Annotated in this window: 20 protein-coding genes and 1 pseudogene; 12 read left to right on the plus strand and 9 right to left on the minus strand. The window is 64.6% G+C overall.

Annotated features, from left to right (window positions below):
* The 4 genes and pseudogenes from ACIPHN_RS16080 to glp all read left to right on the plus strand — a co-directional run.
* A pseudogene (locus ACIPHN_RS16080) lies at positions 1 to 2,013 on the plus strand (ribonuclease E/G); the annotation flags it as partial.
* A 305-nt stretch (positions 2,014 to 2,318) separates the two neighbouring features.
* On the plus strand, positions 2,319 to 3,443 hold the full coding sequence (gene moaA / locus ACIPHN_RS16085; RefSeq protein WP_400437727.1) for a GTP 3',8-cyclase MoaA: 1,125 nt from the start codon (positions 2,319 to 2,321) through the stop codon (positions 3,441 to 3,443).
* Positions 3,444 to 3,505: 62 nt separating this feature from the next.
* Positions 3,506 to 4,117, plus strand: a complete 612-nt coding sequence (gene mobA, locus ACIPHN_RS16090) for a molybdenum cofactor guanylyltransferase MobA (protein WP_400437728.1) — start codon at positions 3,506 to 3,508, stop codon at positions 4,115 to 4,117.
* Positions 4,114 to 5,421, plus strand: a complete 1,308-nt coding sequence (gene glp, locus ACIPHN_RS16095; protein WP_400437729.1) for a gephyrin-like molybdotransferase Glp — start codon at positions 4,114 to 4,116, stop codon at positions 5,419 to 5,421. Before mobA ends, glp begins: the two co-directional genes overlap by 4 nt.
* 84 nt (positions 5,422 to 5,505) lie before the next feature.
* On the opposite strand, the gene rmuC is transcribed toward glp, so the two are convergent.
* From rmuC to ACIPHN_RS16115, 4 genes are all read right to left on the minus strand, one after another.
* Positions 5,506 to 6,987, minus strand: a complete 1,482-nt coding sequence (rmuC, locus tag ACIPHN_RS16100; protein ID WP_400437730.1) for a DNA recombination protein RmuC — start codon at positions 6,985 to 6,987, stop codon at positions 5,506 to 5,508.
* A gap of 8 nt (positions 6,988 to 6,995) precedes the next feature.
* Complete coding sequence (locus tag ACIPHN_RS16105) at positions 6,996 to 7,397, minus strand: group II truncated hemoglobin (protein WP_400437731.1); 402 nt, start codon at positions 7,395 to 7,397, stop codon at positions 6,996 to 6,998.
* A gap of 81 nt (positions 7,398 to 7,478) precedes the next feature.
* Positions 7,479 to 9,977 (minus strand): ABC transporter permease, encoded by a 2,499-nt coding sequence (locus ACIPHN_RS16110; protein WP_400437732.1) that lies wholly within the window; start codon positions 9,975 to 9,977, stop codon positions 7,479 to 7,481.
* Positions 9,978 to 10,023: 46 nt separating this feature from the next.
* Entirely contained in the window at positions 10,024 to 10,374 is a 351-nt protein-coding gene (locus tag ACIPHN_RS16115) for a hypothetical protein (RefSeq protein WP_400437733.1), read from the minus strand.
* A 200-nt stretch (positions 10,375 to 10,574) separates the two neighbouring features.
* On the opposite strand from ACIPHN_RS16115, the gene ACIPHN_RS16120 reads away from it, so the two are divergent.
* Positions 10,575 to 10,973 carry a lysozyme inhibitor LprI family protein gene (locus tag ACIPHN_RS16120; RefSeq protein ID WP_400437734.1) on the plus strand — a complete coding sequence of 133 codons (399 nt, stop codon included), beginning with the start codon at positions 10,575 to 10,577 and terminating at the stop codon, positions 10,971 to 10,973.
* An 80-nt stretch (positions 10,974 to 11,053) separates the two neighbouring features.
* Entirely contained in the window at positions 11,054 to 11,353 is a 300-nt protein-coding gene (locus tag ACIPHN_RS16125) for a PsiF family protein (RefSeq protein WP_400437735.1), read from the plus strand.
* 101 nt (positions 11,354 to 11,454) lie between these two features.
* Here the strand turns inward: ACIPHN_RS16125 and ACIPHN_RS16130 are convergent, their stop codons facing one another.
* The gene (locus ACIPHN_RS16130) at positions 11,455 to 12,114 is read right to left on the minus strand and encodes a LysE family transporter (protein WP_400437736.1); all 660 of its coding nucleotides are present in this window, start codon (positions 12,112 to 12,114) and stop codon (positions 11,455 to 11,457) included.
* 295 nt (positions 12,115 to 12,409) lie between these two features.
* On the opposite strand from ACIPHN_RS16130, the gene ACIPHN_RS16135 reads away from it, so the two are divergent.
* From ACIPHN_RS16135 to ACIPHN_RS16145, 3 genes are all read left to right on the plus strand, one after another.
* On the plus strand, positions 12,410 to 12,727 hold the full coding sequence (locus ACIPHN_RS16135) for a hypothetical protein (protein ID WP_400437737.1): 318 nt from the start codon (positions 12,410 to 12,412) through the stop codon (positions 12,725 to 12,727).
* A gap of 78 nt (positions 12,728 to 12,805) precedes the next feature.
* Positions 12,806 to 13,108, plus strand: a complete 303-nt coding sequence (locus ACIPHN_RS16140) for a hypothetical protein (protein ID WP_400437738.1) — start codon at positions 12,806 to 12,808, stop codon at positions 13,106 to 13,108.
* Between the two features lie 79 nt (positions 13,109 to 13,187).
* A complete protein-coding gene (locus ACIPHN_RS16145) occupies positions 13,188 to 13,463 on the plus strand; it encodes a hypothetical protein (RefSeq protein ID WP_400437739.1) in 276 nt (91 codons plus the stop codon).
* Positions 13,464 to 13,602: 139 nt separating this feature from the next.
* On the opposite strand, the gene tilS is transcribed toward ACIPHN_RS16145, so the two are convergent.
* The 4 genes from tilS to cysS form a co-directional block, all read right to left on the minus strand.
* Positions 13,603 to 15,009, minus strand: coding sequence for a tRNA lysidine(34) synthetase TilS (gene tilS / locus ACIPHN_RS16150; protein WP_400437740.1), 1,407 nt, complete (start codon positions 15,007 to 15,009; stop codon positions 13,603 to 13,605).
* Between the two features lie 81 nt (positions 15,010 to 15,090).
* Positions 15,091 to 16,071: an acetyl-CoA carboxylase carboxyltransferase subunit alpha gene (locus tag ACIPHN_RS16155; protein WP_400437741.1), complete on the minus strand. Its 981-nt coding sequence runs from the start codon at positions 16,069 to 16,071 to the stop codon at positions 15,091 to 15,093.
* A 160-nt stretch (positions 16,072 to 16,231) separates the two neighbouring features.
* On the minus strand, positions 16,232 to 16,891 hold the full coding sequence (locus ACIPHN_RS16160) for a DNA-3-methyladenine glycosylase family protein (RefSeq protein ID WP_400437742.1): 660 nt from the start codon (positions 16,889 to 16,891) through the stop codon (positions 16,232 to 16,234).
* Position 16,892: 1 nt separating this feature from the next.
* Positions 16,893 to 18,284 carry a cysteine--tRNA ligase gene (gene cysS / locus ACIPHN_RS16165; protein ID WP_400437743.1) on the minus strand — a complete coding sequence of 464 codons (1,392 nt, stop codon included), beginning with the start codon at positions 18,282 to 18,284 and terminating at the stop codon, positions 16,893 to 16,895.
* A 234-nt stretch (positions 18,285 to 18,518) separates the two neighbouring features.
* Here cysS and ACIPHN_RS16170 point away from each other — a divergent pair, with 234 nt between their 5' ends.
* The 3 genes from ACIPHN_RS16170 to ACIPHN_RS16180 are packed head-to-tail and all read left to right on the plus strand — an operon-like array spanning position 18,519 to position 21,895.
* The gene (locus ACIPHN_RS16170; protein WP_400437744.1) at positions 18,519 to 20,075 is read left to right on the plus strand and encodes a tetratricopeptide repeat protein; all 1,557 of its coding nucleotides are present in this window, start codon (positions 18,519 to 18,521) and stop codon (positions 20,073 to 20,075) included.
* Between the two features lie 36 nt (positions 20,076 to 20,111).
* Entirely contained in the window at positions 20,112 to 21,329 is a 1,218-nt protein-coding gene (locus tag ACIPHN_RS16175) for a L,D-transpeptidase family protein (RefSeq protein ID WP_400437817.1), read from the plus strand.
* Complete coding sequence (locus ACIPHN_RS16180) at positions 21,326 to 21,895, plus strand: peptidylprolyl isomerase (protein ID WP_400437745.1); 570 nt, start codon at positions 21,326 to 21,328, stop codon at positions 21,893 to 21,895. Before ACIPHN_RS16175 ends, ACIPHN_RS16180 begins: the two co-directional genes overlap by 4 nt.
* Positions 21,896 to 21,949: the final 54 nt, after the last annotated feature.

A 21,949-nucleotide genomic window follows, 5' to 3' on the forward strand; every position in this document is an offset into this window, starting at 1 on the left:
CTGTCGCTCCAGCGCTTGTGTCCGGAGCTCTCCGGAGTGATCTACGGTACCTGGCAGATTTGCAACTTCACGGGCGACTTCCTAGCTAGCGTTTCGTCCGCCCTGCAGGTGCTGCGCATCATCCAGGAAGAGGCCATGAAGGAAAACTCGGCCGCCATCCATGTGCAGGCGCCGGTGGACGTCGCCGCCTTCCTGTTGAACGAGAAGCGCGGTGAAATCCTGAAGATCGAGACACGTCACCGCGTCACGGTCATCATGATCCCCAACAAGCACCTGGAAACCCCGCACTACAAGATGGAACGGATCAAGCACGACGATCCGCGCCTGGACGACGCCCAAGCCAGCTACGCCATGGCCGAGCAGGCTGATACCGACATCGGTTACAGCAAGCGCCAGAAGGAAGACGTGCGTCCGCGCCAGGAAGCCGTGGTCAAGGGCATCACCCCGGACCAGCCAGCCCCGATCGTCGAGCGCAAGGCCCCCGAAGCGGTGGCCGCTCCCGTTCCCCCGCCGACGCTGGCGCCGGAATCGGGCCTGCTGGGCAAGATCTTCAGCTTCTTCCGCAAGAAGCCGGTGGCACCGGTGGTCGCTCCCGCACCCGTCGAAGCCAAGGCCCCTGCCAAGCGCGAAGGCGATCGCAATGCCCGTGGCGGCGACCGCAATGGCCGCAACCGCAACCGTAACGAACGCGGTGGCGAGCGCGCCGAACGTGGCGAACGCAATGCCGAGCAACGCAATCCCCGCGGCCCGGCCGCACCGGAACTGAAGGCCGGCGAAGCCGCCGAAGGCAAGCAGGTACGTCCGCCGCGTGGTCCGCGCGAGCCCAAGGAAGGCCGCGAACCGCGCGAGGGCCGCGAGCCGCGCGAAGCACGTGACGTGCAGGTGCGCGAAGGCCAGGAAGCCAAGGAAGGTCGCCGCAACGAGCCGCGTGAACCACGCGAGCCGCGCGAAGGCCGTGAACCGCGTGAAGGTCGCGAACCGCGTGCTCCGCGTGAGCCCCGTGAACCGCGCGCCCCGCGTGGCGAACGCAAGGAAGCCAAGGCCGAGGAAGGTCTGCCGCTGGAAGCCGCACTGGCAGCCGGCGTGGCAACCGCAGGCGTGGCCGTGGCTGCTGGCGCAGTTGCCCATGCTGGTGAAGAGCAGGCTGCAGACGTGGCGCAAGCCCAAGTCGAGGCTGGCGAAGGCGTCGAAGGCGCAGAAAACGCCGAAGGCGGCACCGAGCCGCGTCGTCGTCGCCGTCGTGGTGGTCGCAACCGTCATCGCCGTGAACGCGACGAAAACGGTAACGTGATCGAGAACGCCGACGGTGCTGAAGGTGAAGGCGCCGAGGCAGGTGACGTCAACGAAGCTGCCGATGCGCAAGCGCCGGTCGCGCAGGCTGCCGTAGCCCAGGCACCGGCCCCGACTGCTGAAGTCCCGGCTGCCGAACCCGTGCAGACCGCCGCCGAGGTGGAAAGTGGCGTGAACTCGGTCGAAGCCGTTGCCGCTGCCGCTGCTGAAGCGACTGCTGCCGTGTTCTCCGGCCAACCTGCTATCGAAACGGCGGCACCGTCCATCGATGCCAGCTTTGCACCGGCACCGGTGATCGAGCCGGCACCCGCCCCGGTGGCTGCACCGGCCGCGGCCGAAGCGCCCATCGAGGTGGCACCGGTAGTGGAAGCAGCACCGGTTGTCGCTGCAGCACCTGCCGCCCCGGCTGTGCCGCAGCAGATCAGCCTGCTGGATGCCGTCGAGGCCAGCCCGGCTCCGGTAGTGGCTCCCGTAGTGGCCCCGCAAGCAGCGCCTGCCCCCGTGCAGACGGCTGCCCACGGCAACAATGGTGGTCAGTGGGACTCGCTGCAGCAGATGCTGTCGCAAGCCGGCCTGACCCTGGCCACGACCGATCCGGTCAAGCTGCGCGCCGCCCAGGACGCCGCTGCCGCCATCGTGCCGGCAGCACGCGTACCGCGTGAACGCAAGCCGCTGCCGCCGCAATCGACCGACCCGCTGGTCCAGGTCGAGACGCGTCGCTGATCGCTGGTAACACCATAGCGCATCATGAAAAAGGGAGCTTCGGCTCCCTTTTTCATGCCCGATCACCTGGCGGTGCCCCTGCCCCATCGGCAATGCCACACCGATTTGGTCACAGTTGAGGGGTCCGATAACGGTTACAGTCGCCCGCCGGATTTGCCCCGATGTTTCATAATGGCCGCAAACCCGCGCCGGGCCTGATGTTGCCGGACAATCATCGGCCCATCGCATAGTGAATATGCAGGATTGTGCATCTATGTTGAGCGACCAGCCGTGCTATCGTTACACTTCAGTCACCCCCATCCAGTATGAACAAGCGCGTCATCCCCATCATCGATTACCGGCAAGCCATTCCCGCCAGCAAGGCCGGCCATGGCCTGCCGGTGACACCGGCATCCGGCGAGCCGGTCGGCCTGCTCAGTGATGCGCTGGGACGGCCGCTGCAGGATCTGCGCATCTCGGTCACCGACCGCTGCAATTTCCGCTGCGTCTATTGCATGCCCAAGGATGTCTTCGACAAGCAATACCAGTTCCTGGCGCACTCCGACCTGCTGAGTTTCGAGGAACTCACGCGGGTGGCGCGCCAGTTCGTCGCCCATGGCGTGCGCAAGATCCGCCTGACCGGTGGCGAGCCGCTGCTGCGCAAGAACATCGAGACCCTGATCGCCATGCTGGCGGCGCTGCGCACGCCAGACGGCCAGGAGATCGACCTCACCCTGACCACCAATGGCACCCTGCTCAAGCAGAAGGCCCAGGCATTGAGAGAAGCCGGCCTCAAGCGCGTGACGGTGTCGCTGGATTCGCTGGATGACGAGAGTTTCCGCAAGATGAACGATGTCGACTTCCCGGTGGCCCGGGTGCTGGAAGGCATCGAGGCGGCCCATGCCGCCGGGCTGGGACCGATCAAGATCAACATGGTCGTCAAGAAAGGCGTCAACGACGACCAGATCCTGCCGATGGCGCGCCACTTCAAGGGCTCGCCCTACATCCTGCGCTTCATCGAATACATGGATGTGGGTAGCTCCAATGGCTGGCGCATGGACGAGGTCCTGCCCTCGGCCGACGTGGTGCGCCTGATCTCCGCCGAGATGCCGCTGGTGGTGGCCGATGCCAACTACACCGGCGAAACCGCCGAACGCTGGCACTATGCCGATGGCGGCGGCGAGATCGGCGTCATCTCCAGCGTGACCCAGGCCTTCTGCCAGGATTGCTCGCGCGCCCGCCTGTCCACCGAAGGACAGGTCTATACCTGCCTGTTCGGCAGCGAAGGCCACGACCTGCGCAGCATCGTGCGCGGCGGCGGCAGTGATGCCGACCTGGCCGGCGCCATCGCGCAGCTGTGGGGCCAGCGTGGCGACCGTTATTCCGAATTGCGGGGTGCCGCCCAGGCGGCGCCGGCACGCAAGGTCGAAATGTCCTATATTGGCGGATAGACCGGTTCGGCCAGGTTTGCCAGCCTCTTCTCGTTTGCCGTCTTTCTGCCATCGTTCCCGCCATGACTTCCACCCAGATCACCGCCAGCCATATCACCGGCCTCGTACTGGCCGGCGGTCGCGGCACGCGCATGGGCGGTGTCGACAAGGGCTTGCAATTACTGCACGGCAAGCCGCTGGTCCAGCATGTGCTGGAGCGGCTGGCTCCCCAGGTCGGTACGCTGGCGCTCAATGCCAACCGCTCGCAGTTGCACTATGCGCGTTTCGGCTATCCCATCTGGCATGACCTGGAGTCCGACTATCCCGGCCCGCTGGCGGGCCTGCAAAGCGGGCTGACGCATTGCACGACGCCCTTCCTGGCCAGTGCCCCCTGTGACGCGCCGCTGATCCCCTTCGACCTGGTGGCGCACCTGGCGGACGCCATGGCGCTGGCCGGTGCCGAAGCCGCCTTCGCGGTCACGGTCGGTCAGGACAGGCGCCAGCGTCATCCGGTATGCTCGCTGCTGCGCACCTCGGCCAAGCCCTCGCTGGATACCTTCCTGGCGGCCGGCGAGCGCAAGATGGAGCGCTGGTTCGCCACGCTGCACTGTGTGGAGGTCGAGTTTCCCGAGGAACGCGCCTTCAGCAATATCAACACCGGGCTGGAACTGCAACGGCTCGAAAAAGAACAATGACCCAGACTTCCCCGCATTCCCTCACTGATATCGTCAGCTGCATCAACGGCTATGACCCCAACGCCATGACCGTGGACCAGGCGCAAGCCGTGATCCGCGATTTCATCACCCCCATCGAGGCCATCGAGAAGTTGGCCATCCGCAGCGCCCTCTCGCGCGTGCTGGCGCAAGACATCATCTCGCGCATCGATGTGCCGGCCCACGACAATTCGGCCATGGACGGCTATGCCCTGCGTGGCGAGGATGTCGCCGACGGCCAGCAGGTCCGCCTGCAGATCGTCGGTGCGGTGCATGCCGGCGCCAGTTTCGCAGGCCAGGTGCAGCGCGGCCAGTGCGTGCGCATCATGACCGGTGCACCCATGCCGGCCGGTTGCGACACGGTGATCCCGCAGGAACTGACGGTCGATGCCGATCTCCATGGCACCCCCCCGGCCGTGACCCTGCCCGCCGGCCGCGTGCGCCCCGGCGACAACCGCCGCCTGCGTGGCGAGGACCTGGCGCTGGGCAGCGTGGCCCTGCCGCGCGGTCGCCGTCTGCGCCCTTCCGATATCGGCCTGCTGGCGTCGCTGGGCATTGCCGAGGTACCGGTGCAGCGTCGCCTGCGGGTGGCGTTCTTCTCCACCGGCGACGAGCTGCGTTCGGTGGGCGAGCCGCTGGATCCGGGTTGCGTCTACGACTCCAACCGCTACACCCTGCACGGCATGCTCACACGCCTGGGCTGCGATGTCATCGACCTGGGCGTGGTCCCCGATGATCCGGCGGCGCTGGAGGCGGCTTTCCGCAGCGCCTGCGAAGAGGCCGATGCGGTCATCACCTCCGGTGGCGTCTCGGTGGGCGAAGCCGACTACACCAAGCAGATCATGGCCAGCCTGGGCGAGATGACGTTCTGGAAGATCGCCATGCGTCCCGGCCGGCCACTGGCCTTCGGCCGCATCAGCTCGCGCGGGCGCGATGCCTACCTGTTCGGCCTGCCGGGCAATCCGGTGGCAGTGACGGTGAGCTTCTCCTTCTTCGTGCGCGATGCCCTGCTGCGACTGGCCGGCGCCGAACCCAAGCCGCTGCCGCGCCTGCGCGTGAAGACCCTGACGCCCATTCGCAAGAAGGCCGGTCGTACCGAATACCAGCGTGGCATCCTGGCGCCCGATGAAGACGGGCGCTGGAACGTGCGCCTGACCGGCATGCAGGGCTCGGGCATCCTGCGCTCGATGTCGGATGCCAACTGCATCCTGGAACTGGAACATGGCCGTGGTGATGTAGCTGCTGGCGAGGAGGTCTCGGTGGTGCTCTTCGACGGGCTGGTCTGAGGACGCGCTTCGCTGGCAATACGGCACAATGAAAAAGGGACGGCATGCCGTCCCTTTTTCATTGTGTAATCGACCTGCTGCGACTCAGCTACCCTCGGTATCGTCGCCCAGATCCAGCTCCCCCGTGCCCAGCAGCTTTTGCGCATTCTCGGCCGGCAATGCTTCTACCGACTTGAGCTTGCGGGTCATCTGGCGGGTCCGGGTCTCGGCCTGGTCGATGTTCTTGGCCACGCGCTCCAGCGCGCTCTTGGTCGAGGCCAGCACTTCACCGAACTTGCCGAACTCGGTCTTGACCGCGCCCAGCACCTGCCACACTTCCGACGAACGCTTTTCCAGCGCCAGCGTGCGGAAACCCATCTGCAAGCTATTGAGCAGCGCCGACAGCGTCGACGGCCCGGCGATGGTGACCCGGTGGGTGCGCTGCAACTCGTCCGACAGGCCGGGGCGACGCATCACCTCCGCATACAGGCCTTCGGTGGGCAGGAACAGGATGGCGAAGTCCGTCGTCAAGGGCGGCGACAGGTATTTCTCGGCGATGGTCTTGGCTTCGCCGCGCACGGCGCGTTCCAGCTCGCGGCCGGCCGTGGCCACGCCGTCGGCATCGGCACGCTCGGCGGCATCGACCAGGCGCTCGTACTGTTCCTTGGGGAACTTGGCATCGATCGGCATCCATACCTGGGTACCGTCGTCCTTGGCGCCCGGCAGGCGGATGGCGAATTCCACCCGCTCGCCACTGGCCGGCACGGTCTCCACGTTCTTGGCGTACTGGTCGGGCGTGAGCATCTGCTCCAGCAGGATCTCCAGCTGCACTTCGCCCCAGGTGCCGCGCGTCTTGACGTTGGTCAGCACGCGCTTCAGGTCGCCCACACCGGTGGCCAGCTGCTGCATCTCGCCCAGTCCCTGGTGCACCTTGTCCAGGCGGTCCGAGACCAGCTTGAAGGATTCGCCCAGACGCTGCTCCAGGGTCGCGTGCAGCTTTTCGTCGACGGTCTTGCGCATCTCTTCGAGCTTTTGCGCGTTGTCGTTCTGCAGGTCCTTGATCTTGGCTTCCAGCGTGGCGCGCACCTCGGCCATGCGCTGGGCATTGGATTCGGTCAGCGCCGAGAGCTGCTGGTACAGCGTATCGCCGAAGCGCTTGAGCGAGATCGCCTGCTCTTCGCGGCCCACCTGGGCCTGCAGCGTGATGGACTGGCGCATGCTGTCCAGTTGCTGGGCGTTGGTCTCGTTGAGTTTCACCAGCTGCTGGGCAAAGCCGTCGATCTGCTTGTTCTGCAGCGAGGCCACGCTCGTCATCTGAGTCGCCATGGTCTGCTGCAACTGGGCGAAACTGGCGCCCAGCTCCTGGCGCGTGCCTTGCGCGCTGGCCTGCACCTGGTTGCGCAGCTCGCGCTCGATGCGTTCGCCGGTGTCCTGCTGGTGACGCTGCAACTCCTGCTGGAAGTGCAGCAGCGCGTCTTCGATATCCAGGCTATCGACCTGGCGCTGGCCCGAACGCAGCAGGATCAGCACCTGCAGCACGATGCCGACCACCACGAGGCCGGCGAGAATCATCTCCACTGAGGTCATGGCGCGGCTTATTCGGGCTTGTTGCGCATCCAGTCGGCGGTCTGGTAGAGCGCCGCCAGGAGGCGTTTCATGAGGTCGTCGGAGAGGCCAATGTCCTGCATGGCCCAGGTCATGCAGCGCAGCCACTGGTCGCGCTCGGACACGCCGATGGCGAAAGGCAGGTGACGCGCACGCAGGCGCGGATGACCGAACTTCTCCATGTACAGGCTGGGCCCGCCGGTCCAGCCGGAGAGGAACATGTAGGTCTTCTCGCGCGAATCATCCAGCGATGGCGGATGCAGGGCGCGGATGCCGGCGAACTCCGGTTCCAGGTCCATCAGGTCATAGAAACGGTCAACCATCTCGCGCAGTTTTTCTGCGCCGCCGATGAGTTCAAAGGTGGTGGGCTGATTGGGGTCTTCGATTTGCATAAGACCGCCATGATACCGCAGCCAGCCCGCCCTCGCCGGCCCGCCGGGCGGCAAAGACGGGCTGCCTTGACCTGGGTTGGATCAGGCTTCGCGCAAGGTCTGCAGGGGTGGACGACGCAGCACATGGCGCAGTCCCGCCCAGCCGCCCAGGGCCGAGCAGGCTGCGCCCAGACCCATGCCGGCCACCCATACCAGGGGGCTGAAGCTCCAGTCGAAATTGAACACGTAGTGCGCCAGCGCCCAGCCGATGCCCGCCGCGCCACTGGCGGCCAGCAAGCCCGCCACCGAACCCACCAGCAAGACCTCGATGCGCTGCGCCCGCGACAGCTCGACCCGGGTCGCGCCCAGTGCCCGCAACAGGCCGGCTTCGCGCACCCGCTCGTCCTGGGAACCCGCCAGCGCCGCATAGAGCACCAGCACACCCGAGCAGAGCGTGAAGAGGAACAGGAACTCCACCGCCGAGATCACCTGCCCCACCACCGCCTGGATCTGGCGCAGCACGCTGCCGATATCGACCACGGTCAGGTTGGGATAGTCACGGGTGAGCGTGTTGCCCAGCGGCTCCTGGGGCGCCGTCAGATGCACCGCGGTGATCCAGCTCTGCGGCGTGTCGCGCATGATGGCCGGGTTCATGATGACGAAGAAGTTGACCCGCAAGGATCCCCACTCCAGCTTGCGCAGGCTGGTCACTGGCGCCTCCACCAGCTGGCCGGCGATATCGAATTGCAGGCGATCGCCCAGCTTGATGCCCAGGGTCTGGGCCAGGCCACGCTCCACCGAGGCTTCCGGTTTGCTGTCATCGAACCAGCGGCCGGCCACGATGCCATTGCCGGGCGGGATATCACGCTGGGTCGAGAGATTGAATTCACGGTCCACCAGGCGCTTGGCGCGGTCTTCCGGGTAGTCGGCGGCGCTGATGGTGCGGCCGTTGATCTGCACCAGCCGGCCGCGGATCATCGGATACAGCGCCACATCGGCAACACCGCCCTGGCGCAGCGCCTGCTCCACCGCCTGGCGCTGGTCGGGCTGGATGTTGATGATGAAGCGATTGGGCGCATCGGCCGGCGTGGCCTGGCGCCAGGCGCCGACCAGATCACCGCGGATCACGGTGAGCAGCAAGAGCGCCATCAATCCCAGCCCCAGCGCCACCACCTGCATGACGGCGGCGGCCGGACGGCGTTGCAGGCCGTCGATGGCAAAGCGCCAGCTCTGGCTGTCGACCAGGCCACGCAAGCTGCGCAAGCCACGCAGGCACAGCCACGCCACCAGCGCGAACAGGCCGAAGCCACCGAGGAAGCCGGCGATGGTCAGCATGCCCAGCTTGAGGTCGCCCGCCTGCCACAGCAGCAAACCCGAGAACACCAGCGTACCCAGCACGTAGCTGGCCACCGTCAGGGCCTGCGGTGCGCCCTGGTCGCGGCGGATCACACGGTTATGCGGCACGTTGCGCAACTGCAGGATGGGCGGCAGCGCAAACCCCACCAGCAACAGCAGGCCGGTGGCCACGCCCTGCACCGCCGGTTGCCAGCCAGGCGGCGGCAAGGCGGTGGGCATGAAGCTGCCCAGCCATTGCAGCAGCGCGAAATGGGCGGCAAAACCCAGCAGCATGCCGATCACGCTAGCGGCCAGGCCGATGAGGATGAATTCGGTCAGGTAGAGCGTGGTCACCTGTTGCTGGGTCAGGCCGAAACAGCGCAGCATGGCGCAGGCATCCAGGTGACGCAGCATGAAGCGGCGCGCCGCCATGGCCACGGCCAGCGCCGCCAGCATGGCCGAGAGCAGGCCCACCAGCGAGAGGAATTGCTCGGCGCGGTCCAGCGTGGCGCGCATCTCGGGGCGGCCATTCTCCAGCGATTCCAGGCGTACACCGCGCAGCTTGTCCTGCGCGATCTGTTGCTCCACCTGTTGCTGGAAGCGCTGTACCGTCGCTGCCGGTCCGGCAATCAGGAGGCGGTAGGTCACGCGCGAGCCGACCTGTACCAGATGAGTGGCCGCCAGATCCCCTTCCCCCAGCATCACGCGCGGCGCGAAGTTGACGAAGGCGCTGCCACGATCGGGTTCCACCGAGATGACGGCGGCAATCCTCAGGGGCAGGTCGCCCAGCCTCAGGGTATCGCCCACGCGCAAGTCGAGCTGCGACAGGATCTGCGGATCGACCCATACCGTACCCGGCTGGGGAATGCCTTCGGCCACACGATCACTGCCATCGGAGCCGCGCAGCTTGAGCTGCCCGCGCAGGGGGTAGCCTGGCGTCACCGCCTTGATCGAGGACAGCAGCGAGCGCGCGGCATCGCCCTCGCCGGCCTGGGCCATGCTGGGGAAGACCTGCGTCTGCGCCTGCAGCAGGCCCTGCTGGCGGGCCTGTTGCAGCCATTGCGGCGGCAGCGGCTGGTCGGCCGCCACCAGCAGGTCGGCGCCCAGCAGTTGGTGGGCGTCGCGCGCCATACCGGCACGCATGCGGTCGACGAAGAACCCCACCGACGACAGCGCCGCCACCGCCACGATCAGGGCAATCAGCAAAAAGCGGAGTTCACCGGTGCGCCAGTCGCGCAGGGTCATGCGCAGAGCTTGTTGGAACATGCGAAGAAGCCTGGAATGAGGAAAGGGAAACGAAAATGCCGCAAGTTCAGCGCAGCCACAGGGCCACCAGCCCCAGCGCCAGCAGGACGCAGAAGGCGCTCAGCCAGCGCTGGCGGGCGCGCATGCCATCTACTGTGGCCACCAGTTGTGCATTCTGCTCGGCCAGCGTGTTGATGAGCTGGCTGGCATCGAGTTGCTCGGCCTCCAGCTGGGCAATGCGCCGGGCCAGGTGCTCGGCATCGGTGGCGCTCGGCGCCAGCTCCTGCGCCTGGATCTCGGACTTGGCCTTGCGTGTACGCGACCACAGGTCGCGCGCGCCCTTGACGATGCCCGGGGTGGCCTGTACCACATCGCCCCAGGGAATCATCTTGATGGCGGATAACCAGCTCAATCCCATCTGCCCTTCTCCTTTTTCCGGTCTTCCGGATACGGCTTGTTGCAATTTGGCCGAGAACCTCGGCCATAGGTGTTCTTCTAAGACACACAAAATGTGATTTTATCCCGACCAAGCCACCTGGGTGCCGCGGGGGCCATGCATCCGGCTTTCCCTGCAGCAAGCCTCCGGGTGCTTCGTCAATGTCCATGGAGCCTTCCCTGATGAAATCCCCGTTGTTTTCCCTGCCGGCCCTGGCGCTGCTGCTGGCCCTGGGCATGGCTCATGCGCAAGCCGCCGATTGCGCCAAGGCCAGCACCCAGGCCGAAATGACCGCCTGCGCCTCACAGACGTTGACCCAGGCCGACGCCGACCTCAATGCCAACTACCTGGCCTATCGCGCAAAACTCGACAAGGCAAGGCAAAACCAGATCCGCGATGTGCAGCTGGCCTGGCTCAAGTACCGCGACCTGTCCTGCCGCTTCGAGAGTTCGGCCAGCGCCGGCGGCTCGGCCGCGTCACTGGCCCTGCAGACCTGCCTGGCCGACAAGACCCGCCAGCGCGCCGATGAGATCAAGGCCCTGGCAGGCTGCCAGGAGGGGGATTTGAACTGTGTCCGCTAGGCAGTCTTAAACTTTCATGCTGTAATGCGCTCGTCTGAATTAACGGACATCTCGAATCCACCTTGTTCAGGGAGCCTCCAATGAAAAAACTGCTGATCGCCGTGACCGCCTTCGCCATCGCCGCCCCCATGCTGCTTTCCGCCCCCGCCATGGCGGAAAATGCGCAACAAACCAAGATGGCCACCTGCAACAAGGACGCCGCCGGCAAGAAAGGCGATGAGCGCAAGGCCTTCATGAAGGACTGCCTGTCCAACAAGCCCGCTGCCGCCGCCCCGATGACCCAGCAGGACAAGATGAAGCAATGTAACGCCGACGCCGCCGGCAAGAAGGGCGACGAACGCAAGGCCTTCATGTCGTCCTGCCTGAAGAAGGACAAGTAAACCCGTCCATCGCCGCTGCCCCGCTCCGGGGACCGGCACAAAAAAACCCGCAAGCACGCTTGCGGGTTTTTTATTGGGTGCGCGGCACCGGTGACGTGAGCTCAGTGCTGGGCGCGCTTGAAGAAGAACAGCCCCGCTCCCACCAGCATGAGCACACCGCCGAAGAAACGGTTCTGCGCCTTGATCGCCTTCTGGCTGCGGAAGAAGCGTTGCAGGCGGCTGGCCGCGAAGGCGTAGCCGTGCATTACCACCAGGTCCACCGCCACCATGGTCACCGCCAGCACCAGCAGCTGCAGCCACAGCGGGCGGTCGTGGTCGATGAACTGCGGCAGCACCGCCACCATGAAGACGATGCCCTTGGGATTGGTGGCATTGGTAAGGAAACCCGTCATGCAACGCTGCCAGCCGGTCTGGCCGCGATGGGCGATGGCATCGGCATTGGCCGCATCCAGGGCCTCGCCCTCCTGCTCGGTCGGCACGCGTGCACGCCATTGCGAGAAACCCAGATAGATCAGGTACAGGGCGCCAGCCACCTTGATGACATTGAAGGCGGTTTCGGACGCCACCAGCAGCGAACCCACACCCGCCCCCGCGATGATCAGGATCACCACCAACGCAATCTCCAGGCCCAGGATGGTGGCGCTGGTACGGCGCACGCCATAGTTCAGGCCGTGGCTCATCGACAGCACGGCGCCGGAGCCGGGGGAAATCGCGATGATGCAGGCCGCGACGAAGAATGCTAACCAGGTTTGATAGGCCACGTGATCTCCAGGGTGCAGTGACAGGAAAGCCCGACATTATAAAGAAGCCTGCCCCTGCGTGCGCGAGGTGGCCTGGCCCCCTTGAAGCGGCACTGGATTCACCTGAGATCCAGCGACGAATTCCTTGGAAAAATGGCAGCAACGAATTCTTACAACTCCGTCATGAATTGAAACACTTTGATGTCGTCCACCGTTGCGGCCGTTCGTTATAGGTAGCAAGGCGACACGAAAACGATCCAGCGATTACGCAAGATCAAGCGCCGAACGTAACAACCACTTTCAAAAGGAAATTGCCATGAACACCAAATCCGTCATCGTCGCCTCCCTGCTGACTGCCCTGGCCTTGCCGGTGTTTGCACAGACTGGCAGCACTGCAGCAGCCGCACCGGCCGCCCCCACCGCCACCACTGCTGCAGCAGCGAGCACGACCGACGCCGCCCCCAAGGCCAAGACTGAACACGCCAAGCACAAGAAGGCGGCAGCGAAGTCGGAAAAGAAGGCCGAACACAAGGCGGACAAGAAAGCTGACGCGAAGGCAGATGCGAAGGTAGAAAAGAAGGATGCCGCTGGCACCGATGCCAAGCCGGCCACCGACGCCGCCAAGACCAAGTAAGCCGGATCAGACGTTCATCACAGCACAACACAGACCACGTACTACGGATAAGCCATCCGTTTTTGAAAGGACACCATCATGAAGACCAAGACCATCATCGTTGCCTCCCTGCTGTCGGCCCTGACCCTGCCGGTATTCGCCCAGACCGGTGCCACCGCCCCTGCCGCAGCAGCGCCGGCCACCACCGCCGCCGCACCGGCCAAGACGGAAGCCGCCAAGACCGAGGCTGCGCCCAAGGCCAAGACCGAGCACGCCAAGCACAAGAAGGCTGAAAAGAAGTCCGAAGCCAAGACCGACGGCAAGACCGAAAAGAAGGCGGAAAAGAAGGACGCCGCCGGCACTGAAGCCAAGCCGGCCACCGACGCCGCCAAGACCAAGTAATTGCAGCACACACGCACACTGAGCACGTAGCACGGATGACGCATCCGTCACATTGAAACATCACCCAAAGGACATCACCATGAACACCAAGACCATCATCGTTGCTTCCCTGCTGTCGGCCCTGACCCTGCCGGTATTCGCCCAGACCGGCGCCACCGCCCCTGCCGCAGCCACCCCGGCCACCACCGCCGCCGCACCGGCCAAGGCTGATGCCGCCAAGACCGAGGCCGCACCCAAGGCCAAGACCGAGCACGCCAAGCACAAGAAGGCTGTCAAGAAGAGCGAGAAGAAGGTAGAAAAGAAGGAAGCCGCCGGCACCGAAGCCAAGCCGGCCACTGACGGCGCCGCCAAGTAAGCCGTCCGCAAGGAGCAAGACCCGGGCGCCCCAGGCGCCCACCCATGTCAGGGATGACAGGGATGCCGCACCCTCGCCGCCAGGCCTGGGTGCGGTATTTTTTATATTGTTTAGATTATTTAGATTATTTGGATCGTTTTCAATCGGCCTGCCAGCGTAACGCAACGCGCTCGCCGTCACTGCTGAAGTGGGCGCAATCCATCCCGATGCCAGCCGCAAAGATGAGCGCATCACCGGCAAACAGCAGCGGCAGGAAAGGCCGCTCCCAGGCTGGCACATCGGCGCTCTGGTATTGCTGCTTGAGACTGCGTGCCGGGCGATTGGCACCCAGCTGGATGCGCTCGCCGCCACTGCGTGCACACACCGACAGCGGCTGCGCACGCAACCACGCCGGCGAAAAACCGGGCCGCCCATCTTCTGCTGCCAGCACCTCGACATGCAGCACGCCGTAGTAGGCATCGATACGCAGTTGCGCCTGCCCTTCCCAGCGCAGGCGGATCACCGTCCCCTCGTCGGGCGGCGTGCGACGCGGCGCGAGGAAGACACGTTCCCGGTAGCGATGCACCTCGCCATCGGGATGCGAGACGCACAGCTGCGCCTCCACGTCGGCCTGCAGCAACTGGCTGCGCATCTCCTGCATCCAGGCCGCCGAAGGCATGCGCATGCCGCGCAGGCCGAACCAGTGGCGCATCAGGTTCAGGAAGCGTTGCTCGCTCAGGCTGCGTAGCGCGGGCATCAGCAGGTGATCGTCACGGCGGCATTGCGCCAGGTCGGCTTCGGCCACTTCGCGCAGCAGTTCCTGCGCACCCTGCGCATGACCGGCACTGCGCGCCAGGCGCTGCTGGTAGCCCGGAAAGACCTGGCCCAGGGCTGGCATCACCTGGTGACGCAGGGCATTGCGCGTATAGCGCGGGTCGGCATTGGACTCATCCTCGATCCAGGCCAGGCCCTGCTGCTGCGCATAGGATTCCAGTTGCGCACGCGTGATACCCAGCAAGGGACGCGCCACCAGGGTATCGGGATCGCCCAGCAGGGCTGGTGCCGCGTGGCAGCTATCCATGCCCGACAGGCCTGCCAGGCCGCTGCCGCGCAAGAGCTGCAGCAACACGGTCTCGGCCTGGTCGTCCAGGTGATGGGCGGTCAGCAGCAGGCGTGCACCGTGCTGGCGGCACAGCCGTCCCAGGGCGGCGTAACGGGCCAGCCGCGCCGCCTCTTCCACACCACTGTCGGCGACCTTGTCCAACTGCACATGCTCGGCATGCAGGGGCAGCCCGCGTTGCGCGCAAAAGTCCTGGGCATGCACCAACCAGGCATCGGCATGCGGGCTCAAGCCGTGATGCACATGCAGGCCCAGCACGCGCACTCCCTGCTGCTGCGCCAGTTGTGCCGCCACATCCAGCAGCACGGTGGAATCGAGTCCACCGCTATAGGCCACGGCCAGCGTATCGCGGGCCGCATCGAAGGCGCTGGCCGCCAGCGTCGCCTGCAAGGCCTGCATCAGCAGTGCGAGCGACCTGGCGCCGGGGGAAGAGGATTGATCGGACATAGACAAAAGCGGATCCTGAAATGACAAACGCCAGCGAAGCAATCGCTGGCGCCTGATGAGCGTGATGACAAACCGGCCGGCTTATTCGGAGGAATTCAATTCCTTGAACTTGCCATAGGCCATCAGCTTTTCGTGGCGTGCCGCCAGCAGTTCCTTGGTCTTCATGCCCTGGAACTGACGCAGCGAATCCGACAGCGCGCGCTTGAGCAAGCCGGCCATCTGCTTGGGGTCGCGGTGGGCGCCGCCCAGCGGTTCGTTGACGATCTTGTCGATCAGGCCGATGGCCTTCAGGCGATGAGCGGTCAGGCCCAGTGCTTCGGCAGCATCGGAGGCGCGGTCGGCGGTCTTCCACAGGATGGAAGCGCAGCCTTCCGGCGAGATCACCGAGTAGGTTGCATATTGCAGCATCAGCACCGAATCGCCCACGGCGATGGCCAGCGCGCCGCCAGAACCGCCTTCACCGATGATGGTGGCGATCAGCGGCACCTTCAGTTCGGCCATCACGTACAGGTTGTGACCGATGGCTTCGGACTGGCCGCGTTCCTCGGCATCGATGCCGGGGAATGCACCCGGGGTATCGACGAAGGTAAAAATCGGTAAATTGAACTTCTCGGCCAGCTTCATCAGGCGCATCGCCTTGCGATAGCCTTCCGGCTTGGGCATGCCGAAGTTGCGCAGGGCACGTTCCTTGGTGTCGCGCCCCTTCTGGTGGCCGATCACCATGCAGGCCTGGCCATTGAAACGCGCCAGGCCACCGATGATGGACAGGTCGTCCGCAAAGGTGCGGTCGCCATGCAGTTCGTGGAAGTCGGTGAAGCACTCGCGCACGTAGTCCATGGTGTAGGGACGTTGCGGATGGCGGGCGATCTGCGAGACCTGCCAGGGCGTGAGCTTGGCGTAGATGTCCTTGGTCAGCTGCTGGCTTTTCTTGACCAGGCGCTCGATCTCCTCGGAGATGTCGACGGCCGAGTCGTCCTGCACAAAACGCAACTCTTCGATCTTGGCATCCAGCTCGGCGATGGCCTGCTCGAAGCCCAGAAAAGTCGTTGTCGATTTACTCATTGTGTTCCTTTTTCAACAAGTCCGATGCACTGCGAAACGCCGGCCCGGTGCGGGTTGCGGCTCGATGATCCCGACGGCATCGGTTTGCCTTCAATCTTGCGAGGAGCGGAGTATACACCAGTGGTCACCCGCACCCTCTTCCCCATGGATCAAACCCGGTTCAATAATCCGAAGGCAGCGGGTCCAGGCTGCGCCACAGATACCAGGTTGCGACGGTACGCCACGGCTCCCAGTTGGCGGCGACCTCGCGCGCATCGCTGCGCGAGACAGGCTCGCCCGAGAAATAGCTGATGCTGATGCCCTTGAGCAATCCCAGGTCATCCAGCGGCAAGACATTCGGGCGCAGCAGATTAAATATCAAAAACATCTCGGCTGTCCAGCGGCCGATGCCGCGGATCTGGATCATCTCGGCAATGACGGCTTCGTCTTCCATCTCCGCCCATTTGTCGGGATGTACCGTCTTGGCCTTGAAGTGGGCCGCCAGGTCGAGGATGTACTCGGCCTTGCGCTTGGACAGGCCGCACGCCGCCAGCCCATCGGGACCGGTACGGATCACCTGGCCCGGTGTGCAGCGTGGACAGGCTTCCAGGAAGCGCTGCCAGACCGCATTGGCGGCCTTGGTCGAGATCTGCTGGCCGATCACCGAGCGCGCCAGCGTGGTGAAGGCGTCGCCGCGCACCGTCAATTGCAGATCCCCGAATTGCGGGATGATCTTGCGCATGATGCGGTCACGCTTCATCAGCTCGGCCTTGGCCTCTTCCCAGTAGGCCGGCACGATCATGCTGGGATCGGCGTCACTGGCTTTTCGGTTGGTATTCAAATCAAGCTCTCCGCCACTCGGTCAGTCCGCCCGGTTTGTCTTCCAGAATGATGCCGGCGTCCGTCAGTTCGGCACGGATACGGTCGGCAGCGGCGAAGTCGCGCCCCGCCTTGGCCGCCTTGCGGGCCGCGATCAGGGCTTCGATGGCAGCTTCGTCCAGGCCGCCTTCGGCCGGCACGCCACCCTTCAGGTACTCGCCCGGCTCGCGCTGCAACAGCCCCAGGATGCCGGCCAGCGCCTTGAGCTGGCGCGCCTGCTGCGGCGAACGGCTGCGATTGACTTCGTTGGCCAGCTCGAACAGCACCGAGATCGCCACCGGCGTATTGAAGTCATCGTTGAGCGCATCGGTGAAGCGCTGTACGTAGACCTCATCGGCGACCAGGCCACCAGCTTGCGGCGGCACGTCCTTGAGTGCGGTATAGAGACGGGTGAGCGCCTGGCGGGCATCGTCCAGGTGGGCATCCGAATAATTGAGCGGGCTGCGGTAGTGGGCGCGCAGGATGAAGAAGCGCAGCACTTCCGCATCGTACTTCTGCAGTACGTCGCGGATGGTGAAGAAGTTGCCCAGCGACTTCGACATCTTCTCGTTGTCGATGCGCACGAAACCGTTGTGCATCCAGTAATTGACGAAGGTGTGCTGGTGCGCGCCTTCGGACTGGGCGATCTCGTTTTCGTGGTGGGGGAACTGCAGGTCCTGGCCGCCGCCGTGGATGTCGAAATGGTCGCCCAGCAGGTCGCTGGACATGGCCGAGCACTCGATGTGCCAGCCCGGACGGCCACAGCCCCAGGGCGAATCCCACTTGGCCTCGGCCGGCTCGCCCGCCTTGGCGGCCTTCCAGAGCACGAAGTCCAGCGGATCACGCTTGCCGGTATTGACATCCACCCGCTCGCCGGCGCGCAGGTCATCCAGCGACTTGCCGGACAGCTTGCCGTAGCCGGGGAAATCGCGCACCGAGTAATTGACGTCGCCATCGCTGGCCTTGTAGGCCAGGCCGTTCTTTTCCAGCTTGCCGATCAGGTCCAGCATCTGCGGCACATAACGCGTGGCGCGCGGCTCATGGTCGGGACGCTGCACGCCCAGGGCGCCGGCATCCTCGTTCATGGCGTCGATGAAACGCTCGGTCAGCTGGCCGATGGATTCGCCGTTTTCGAGGGCGCGCTTGATGATCTTGTCATCGATGTCGGTGATGTTGCGCACATAGGTCACGTCGTAACCGGAGGCGCGCAGCCAGCGCTGCACTATGTCGAACACCACCAGCACGCGGGCATGGCCGATATGGCAATAGTCATACACGGTCATGCCGCACACGTACAAGCGTACCTTGCCTGGTTCGATCGGGGAAAAGGTCTGCTTATCACGCGCTAGCGTGTTGTAAATCTTGAGCTCGCTCATGGGATGGGAATTCTTGGTTTGGCGGCGCCTGGGTCGGCGCCTGGTTCATGCCTTGTCCGCAGGGCCTGCGCCCGACGAGGACGGGCCACTGGGCTGCCCTTGGCTGGGGATCATTGTTCTAGCAGCAGTTGCAACATGAACGGGTCACGGTAGCCAAACCTCTTTTTGTCGTACTTGTTTGATATAAAATGCCAGCTTTCTTCGAATTTCTTCGAGTATAGCATCGATAAAACCATGGCCCCAGAATCACAAGAACAGACATCCACTCATGGTTTGCGCGGCTTGATCAGCAAAACTGCCCATAAGACGGCGGTGATGTCCAGCCTGGTGGCCGCACTCCTGGCCATGTCTGCCCTGCCTGCCGGGGTTGCCCATGCCAGCGAGATGTCCGACATCAACAAGCTCATGCGCGCCGGCCAGTATGCAGAAGCACTGACCAGGACCGATGCCATACTGGCAAAACACCCGCGCGATGCGCAACTGCGTTTCACGAAGGGCCTGATCTTAGCAGAACAAAACCGTTCTGCCGAGGCCATCGCGGTGTTTGCGAAGTTGACCGAGGACTTCCCCGACCTGCCCGAACCGTACAACAACCTGGCCGTGCTTTATGCCGCCGATGGTCAGTATGACAAGGCCCGCGCGGCGCTGGACATGGCCATGCGCACCAATCCGACCTATGCCACGGCGCTGGAAAACCTGGGCGATGTCTATGCCAAGCTGGCCAGCCAGGCTTACGACAAGGCCTTGCAGATCGATCCGGGCAATAACGTACCTCAGCCCAAGCTGACCCTGCTGCGCTCGCTCAACGGCAACACCACCGGCGGTACCGTGCCGCGCCTGGCCCAGGCCAGTGCAGCAGCCCAGCGCGACGCCAAGGCCCGCGCCGACGCCGCCGCTGCCGAGCAGCAGGAGCGCAATCGCGCCCTGGCCGTCGAGAAGGCCGCCCAGCAGGCTGCCGCCGACAAGGCCGAAGCCGAGAAGACGGCCATCGCCAAGGCCACCAGCGACAAGGAAAAAGCTGCGGCCGACAAGGCCGCCGCAGAGAAAGCCGCTGCCGACAAGGCCGCGACCGAAAAGGCCGCTGCAGCAGAAAAGGCCGCCGCTGCCAAGGCGGCCGCCGACAAGCTGGCTGCCGACAAGGCTGCCGCCGAGAAAGCCCGCGCCGAGAAGGCCCGTGCCGATCAGCTGGCGGCCGAGCAGGCCCGCGCCCAGAAGGCTGCCGCCGACAAGGCCGCTGCCGAACAGAAACAGAAGGACCTGCTGGCCCAGAAGGAAAAGGACAAGGCCGAGCGCCTGGAGAAGGAAAAGGCCGCTCGCGCCGAGCAGGAGAAGGCCGCCCAGGCCGCCGCCGAGAAGGCGCGCGCCGACAAGCTGGCGGCTGCCGAGAAAGCCCGAGCCGACAAGTCCCGGGCCGACAAGGACAAGGCGCGTGCCGACGCCAGTGCCGAACAGGACAAGGCCACGGTGCTGGCCGCCCTCAACAGCTGGGCCAAGGCCTGGAGCGACAAGGACGTGCGCAGCTACCTGGGCCACTATGCCAGCGACTTCGATGCCCCCAAGGGTGCCAGCCGCAAGGACTGGGCCGAGGAACGCCGCGCCCGCATCGAGGACAAGGGCCGTATCAGCGTCAAGGTCAGCAACGCCCAGGTCAGCATCAATGGCAACATTGCCACCGTGCGCTATCGCCAGATATATAATTCGAACCGGCTGACGGTGGACAGCCGCAAGACCCTGATCTTCGTCAAACAGGGCAATCGATGGCTGATCAAACAGGAACGATCGGGAGGGTAATTGGTGGCTAGCGCTTTGCAAGGGCGTCCCGCGCGCATGCTGGGATGCCTGCTGATGTTGGGTCTCGCAGCCCTGCCCTCGACGGGCAGCGTTGCCTCTTCTTCCTCGATTCCCCCGCAAAGCAACGCTGCGGGCGCCTCCACGGCCAAGGCCGATCCGGAAGCACTGCTGATCGAGATCTACAAGGATCTCGGTGCCAACCGCCTGCGCGAAGCCCAGGCCAAGGCCGACGCACTGGTGGCGGCCTATCCGACCTTCCGCCTGGGCCATCTGGTCCGCGGCGACCTGTTGCTGATGCACGCCCGGCCGGTACGCAATATCGGCGCCATGACCGACGGCCCACAGGATCGCCTCAAGGAGTTGCGTGACGAAGCCCTGGTGCGCATCCGTTCGCTGCAGGAGAAGCCCGATCCGGCGCTGATCCCCAAGGCCGTGCTGCAGGTGGGCGACGACCAGAAGAACGTGCTGGTGGTCGACACCACGCGCTCGCGCATGTACGTCTACGAGAACCAGGGTGGCGAGCTGAAATACCAGACCGACTACTACATCTCGCAAGGGCGTTTCGGCGCCAACAAGACCAAGTCCGGCGACCAGCGCACGCCCATCGGCGTGTACTACGTCAACAACCGCATTCCCGGCCCCAAGCTGCCGGACTTCTATGGCACCGGCGCCCTGCCCCTGTCCTACCCGAATGAGTGGGACAAGCGCAATGGCCGCAGCGGCTATGGCATCTGGCTGCATGGCACGCCCTCGGACAACTTCAGCCGTCCGCCGCTGTCCTCCGACGGCTGCGTGGTACTGGCCAATCCCGATCTGCAGAACCTGTATTCCACCGCCGAGGTCGGCAAGACGGTGGTGGTGATCAGCCAGCATGTGCAGTTCGTGGACAAGAACGAATGGAGCCGGCAGCGCGACGCCGCCGCTTCCATCCTGGAGCAATGGGGCCAGTCGCTGGAAAACGCCGACGCCGACAAGGTGTTGTCGTATTACTCGCCCGAATTCCGCTCGGCCCAGGGCGAAAACCTGGCAACCTGGTTCGGCCGCCAGCAAAAGAGCATGAACGGCGCGCGCTTTACCAGTGTCAAACTGCGCGATGTCAGCCTGTTCCGCTATCCTGGCGTGGCCGAAGACATGATCGTCAGCACCTTCACCCAGGAGAGTGCGGTCGGCAAGAGCAAGAATGCGATCCGCAAGCGCCAGTACTGGGTACGCGAAGGCTCGCAATGGAAAATCATTTACGAAGGTAACGCATGATCATTTCTCGCCGTCATCTGCTGCGCATGGTTGCAGCAGCCTCCCTGTCGGCTTCGCTGACCCTGCCCGCCCTGGCGGCCGATGCACCGCGCGTGCTGATCAAGACCAGCATGGGCGACATCACCGTCGAGCTCAACGCCGACAAGGCGCCGGTCTCGGTCGAGAACTTCCTCAAGTACGTCAAGAAGGGCCAGTACAACGGCACGGTGTTCCACCGCGTCATCAATGGCTTCATGATCCAGGGCGGTGGCTACGACCAGAACATGCGCGAGAAGGCCACCGACGCGCCCATCAAGAACGAGGCCAATAACGGGTTGAAGAACGAGGTTTATACTGTCGCGATGGCGCGTACTTCGGCACCGCATTCGGCGACGGCCCAGTTCTTCATCAACGTGGCGGACAACCGCTTCCTGAACTACCCCGGCCAGGACGGCTGGGGCTATGCCGTCTTCGGCCGGGTCATCGCCGGTGCCGACGTGGTCGACAAGATCAAGCAGGTGCGCACGGGCGGCGGCGACGTGCCGGTCACCCCGGTGGTGATCGAATCGGCCACCCTCGTCAAGTAAGCCCAGGCCCCGATACCGACCATGCAGGCGGGCCCATGTCGCCCGCCTCGTTTT

Origin of the sequence: Herbaspirillum sp. NPDC087042, assembly GCF_044745245.1 — a bacterium.
Classification (GTDB): Bacteria; Pseudomonadota; Gammaproteobacteria; order Burkholderiales; family Burkholderiaceae_D; genus Herbaspirillum.

Coding starts and splice junctions, on each gene's coding strand:
- moaA (WP_400437727.1), top strand. CDS start 2,319: ATGAACAAGCGCGTCATCCCCATCATCGATTACCGGCAAGCCATTCCC.
- mobA (WP_400437728.1), top strand. CDS start 3,506: ATGACTTCCACCCAGATCACCGCCAGCCATATCACCGGCCTCGTACTG.
- glp (WP_400437729.1), top strand. CDS start 4,114: ATGACCCAGACTTCCCCGCATTCCCTCACTGATATCGTCAGCTGCATC.
- rmuC (WP_400437730.1), bottom strand. CDS start 6,987: ATGACCTCAGTGGAGATGATTCTCGCCGGCCTCGTGGTGGTCGGCATC.
- ACIPHN_RS16105 (WP_400437731.1), bottom strand. CDS start 7,397: ATGCAAATCGAAGACCCCAATCAGCCCACCACCTTTGAACTCATCGGC.
- ACIPHN_RS16110 (WP_400437732.1), bottom strand. CDS start 9,977: ATGTTCCAACAAGCTCTGCGCATGACCCTGCGCGACTGGCGCACCGGT.
- ACIPHN_RS16115 (WP_400437733.1), bottom strand. CDS start 10,374: ATGGGATTGAGCTGGTTATCCGCCATCAAGATGATTCCCTGGGGCGAT.
- ACIPHN_RS16120 (WP_400437734.1), top strand. CDS start 10,575: ATGAAATCCCCGTTGTTTTCCCTGCCGGCCCTGGCGCTGCTGCTGGCC.
- ACIPHN_RS16125 (WP_400437735.1), top strand. CDS start 11,054: ATGAAAAAACTGCTGATCGCCGTGACCGCCTTCGCCATCGCCGCCCCC.
- ACIPHN_RS16135 (WP_400437737.1), top strand. CDS start 12,410: ATGAACACCAAATCCGTCATCGTCGCCTCCCTGCTGACTGCCCTGGCC.
- ACIPHN_RS16140 (WP_400437738.1), top strand. CDS start 12,806: ATGAAGACCAAGACCATCATCGTTGCCTCCCTGCTGTCGGCCCTGACC.
- ACIPHN_RS16145 (WP_400437739.1), top strand. CDS start 13,188: ATGAACACCAAGACCATCATCGTTGCTTCCCTGCTGTCGGCCCTGACC.
- tilS (WP_400437740.1), bottom strand. CDS start 15,009: ATGTCCGATCAATCCTCTTCCCCCGGCGCCAGGTCGCTCGCACTGCTG.
- ACIPHN_RS16155 (WP_400437741.1), bottom strand. CDS start 16,071: ATGAGTAAATCGACAACGACTTTTCTGGGCTTCGAGCAGGCCATCGCC.
- cysS (WP_400437743.1), bottom strand. CDS start 18,284: ATGAGCGAGCTCAAGATTTACAACACGCTAGCGCGTGATAAGCAGACC.
- ACIPHN_RS16170 (WP_400437744.1), top strand. CDS start 18,519: ATGGCCCCAGAATCACAAGAACAGACATCCACTCATGGTTTGCGCGGC.
- ACIPHN_RS16175 (WP_400437817.1), top strand. CDS start 20,112: ATGCTGGGATGCCTGCTGATGTTGGGTCTCGCAGCCCTGCCCTCGACG.
- ACIPHN_RS16180 (WP_400437745.1), top strand. CDS start 21,326: ATGATCATTTCTCGCCGTCATCTGCTGCGCATGGTTGCAGCAGCCTCC.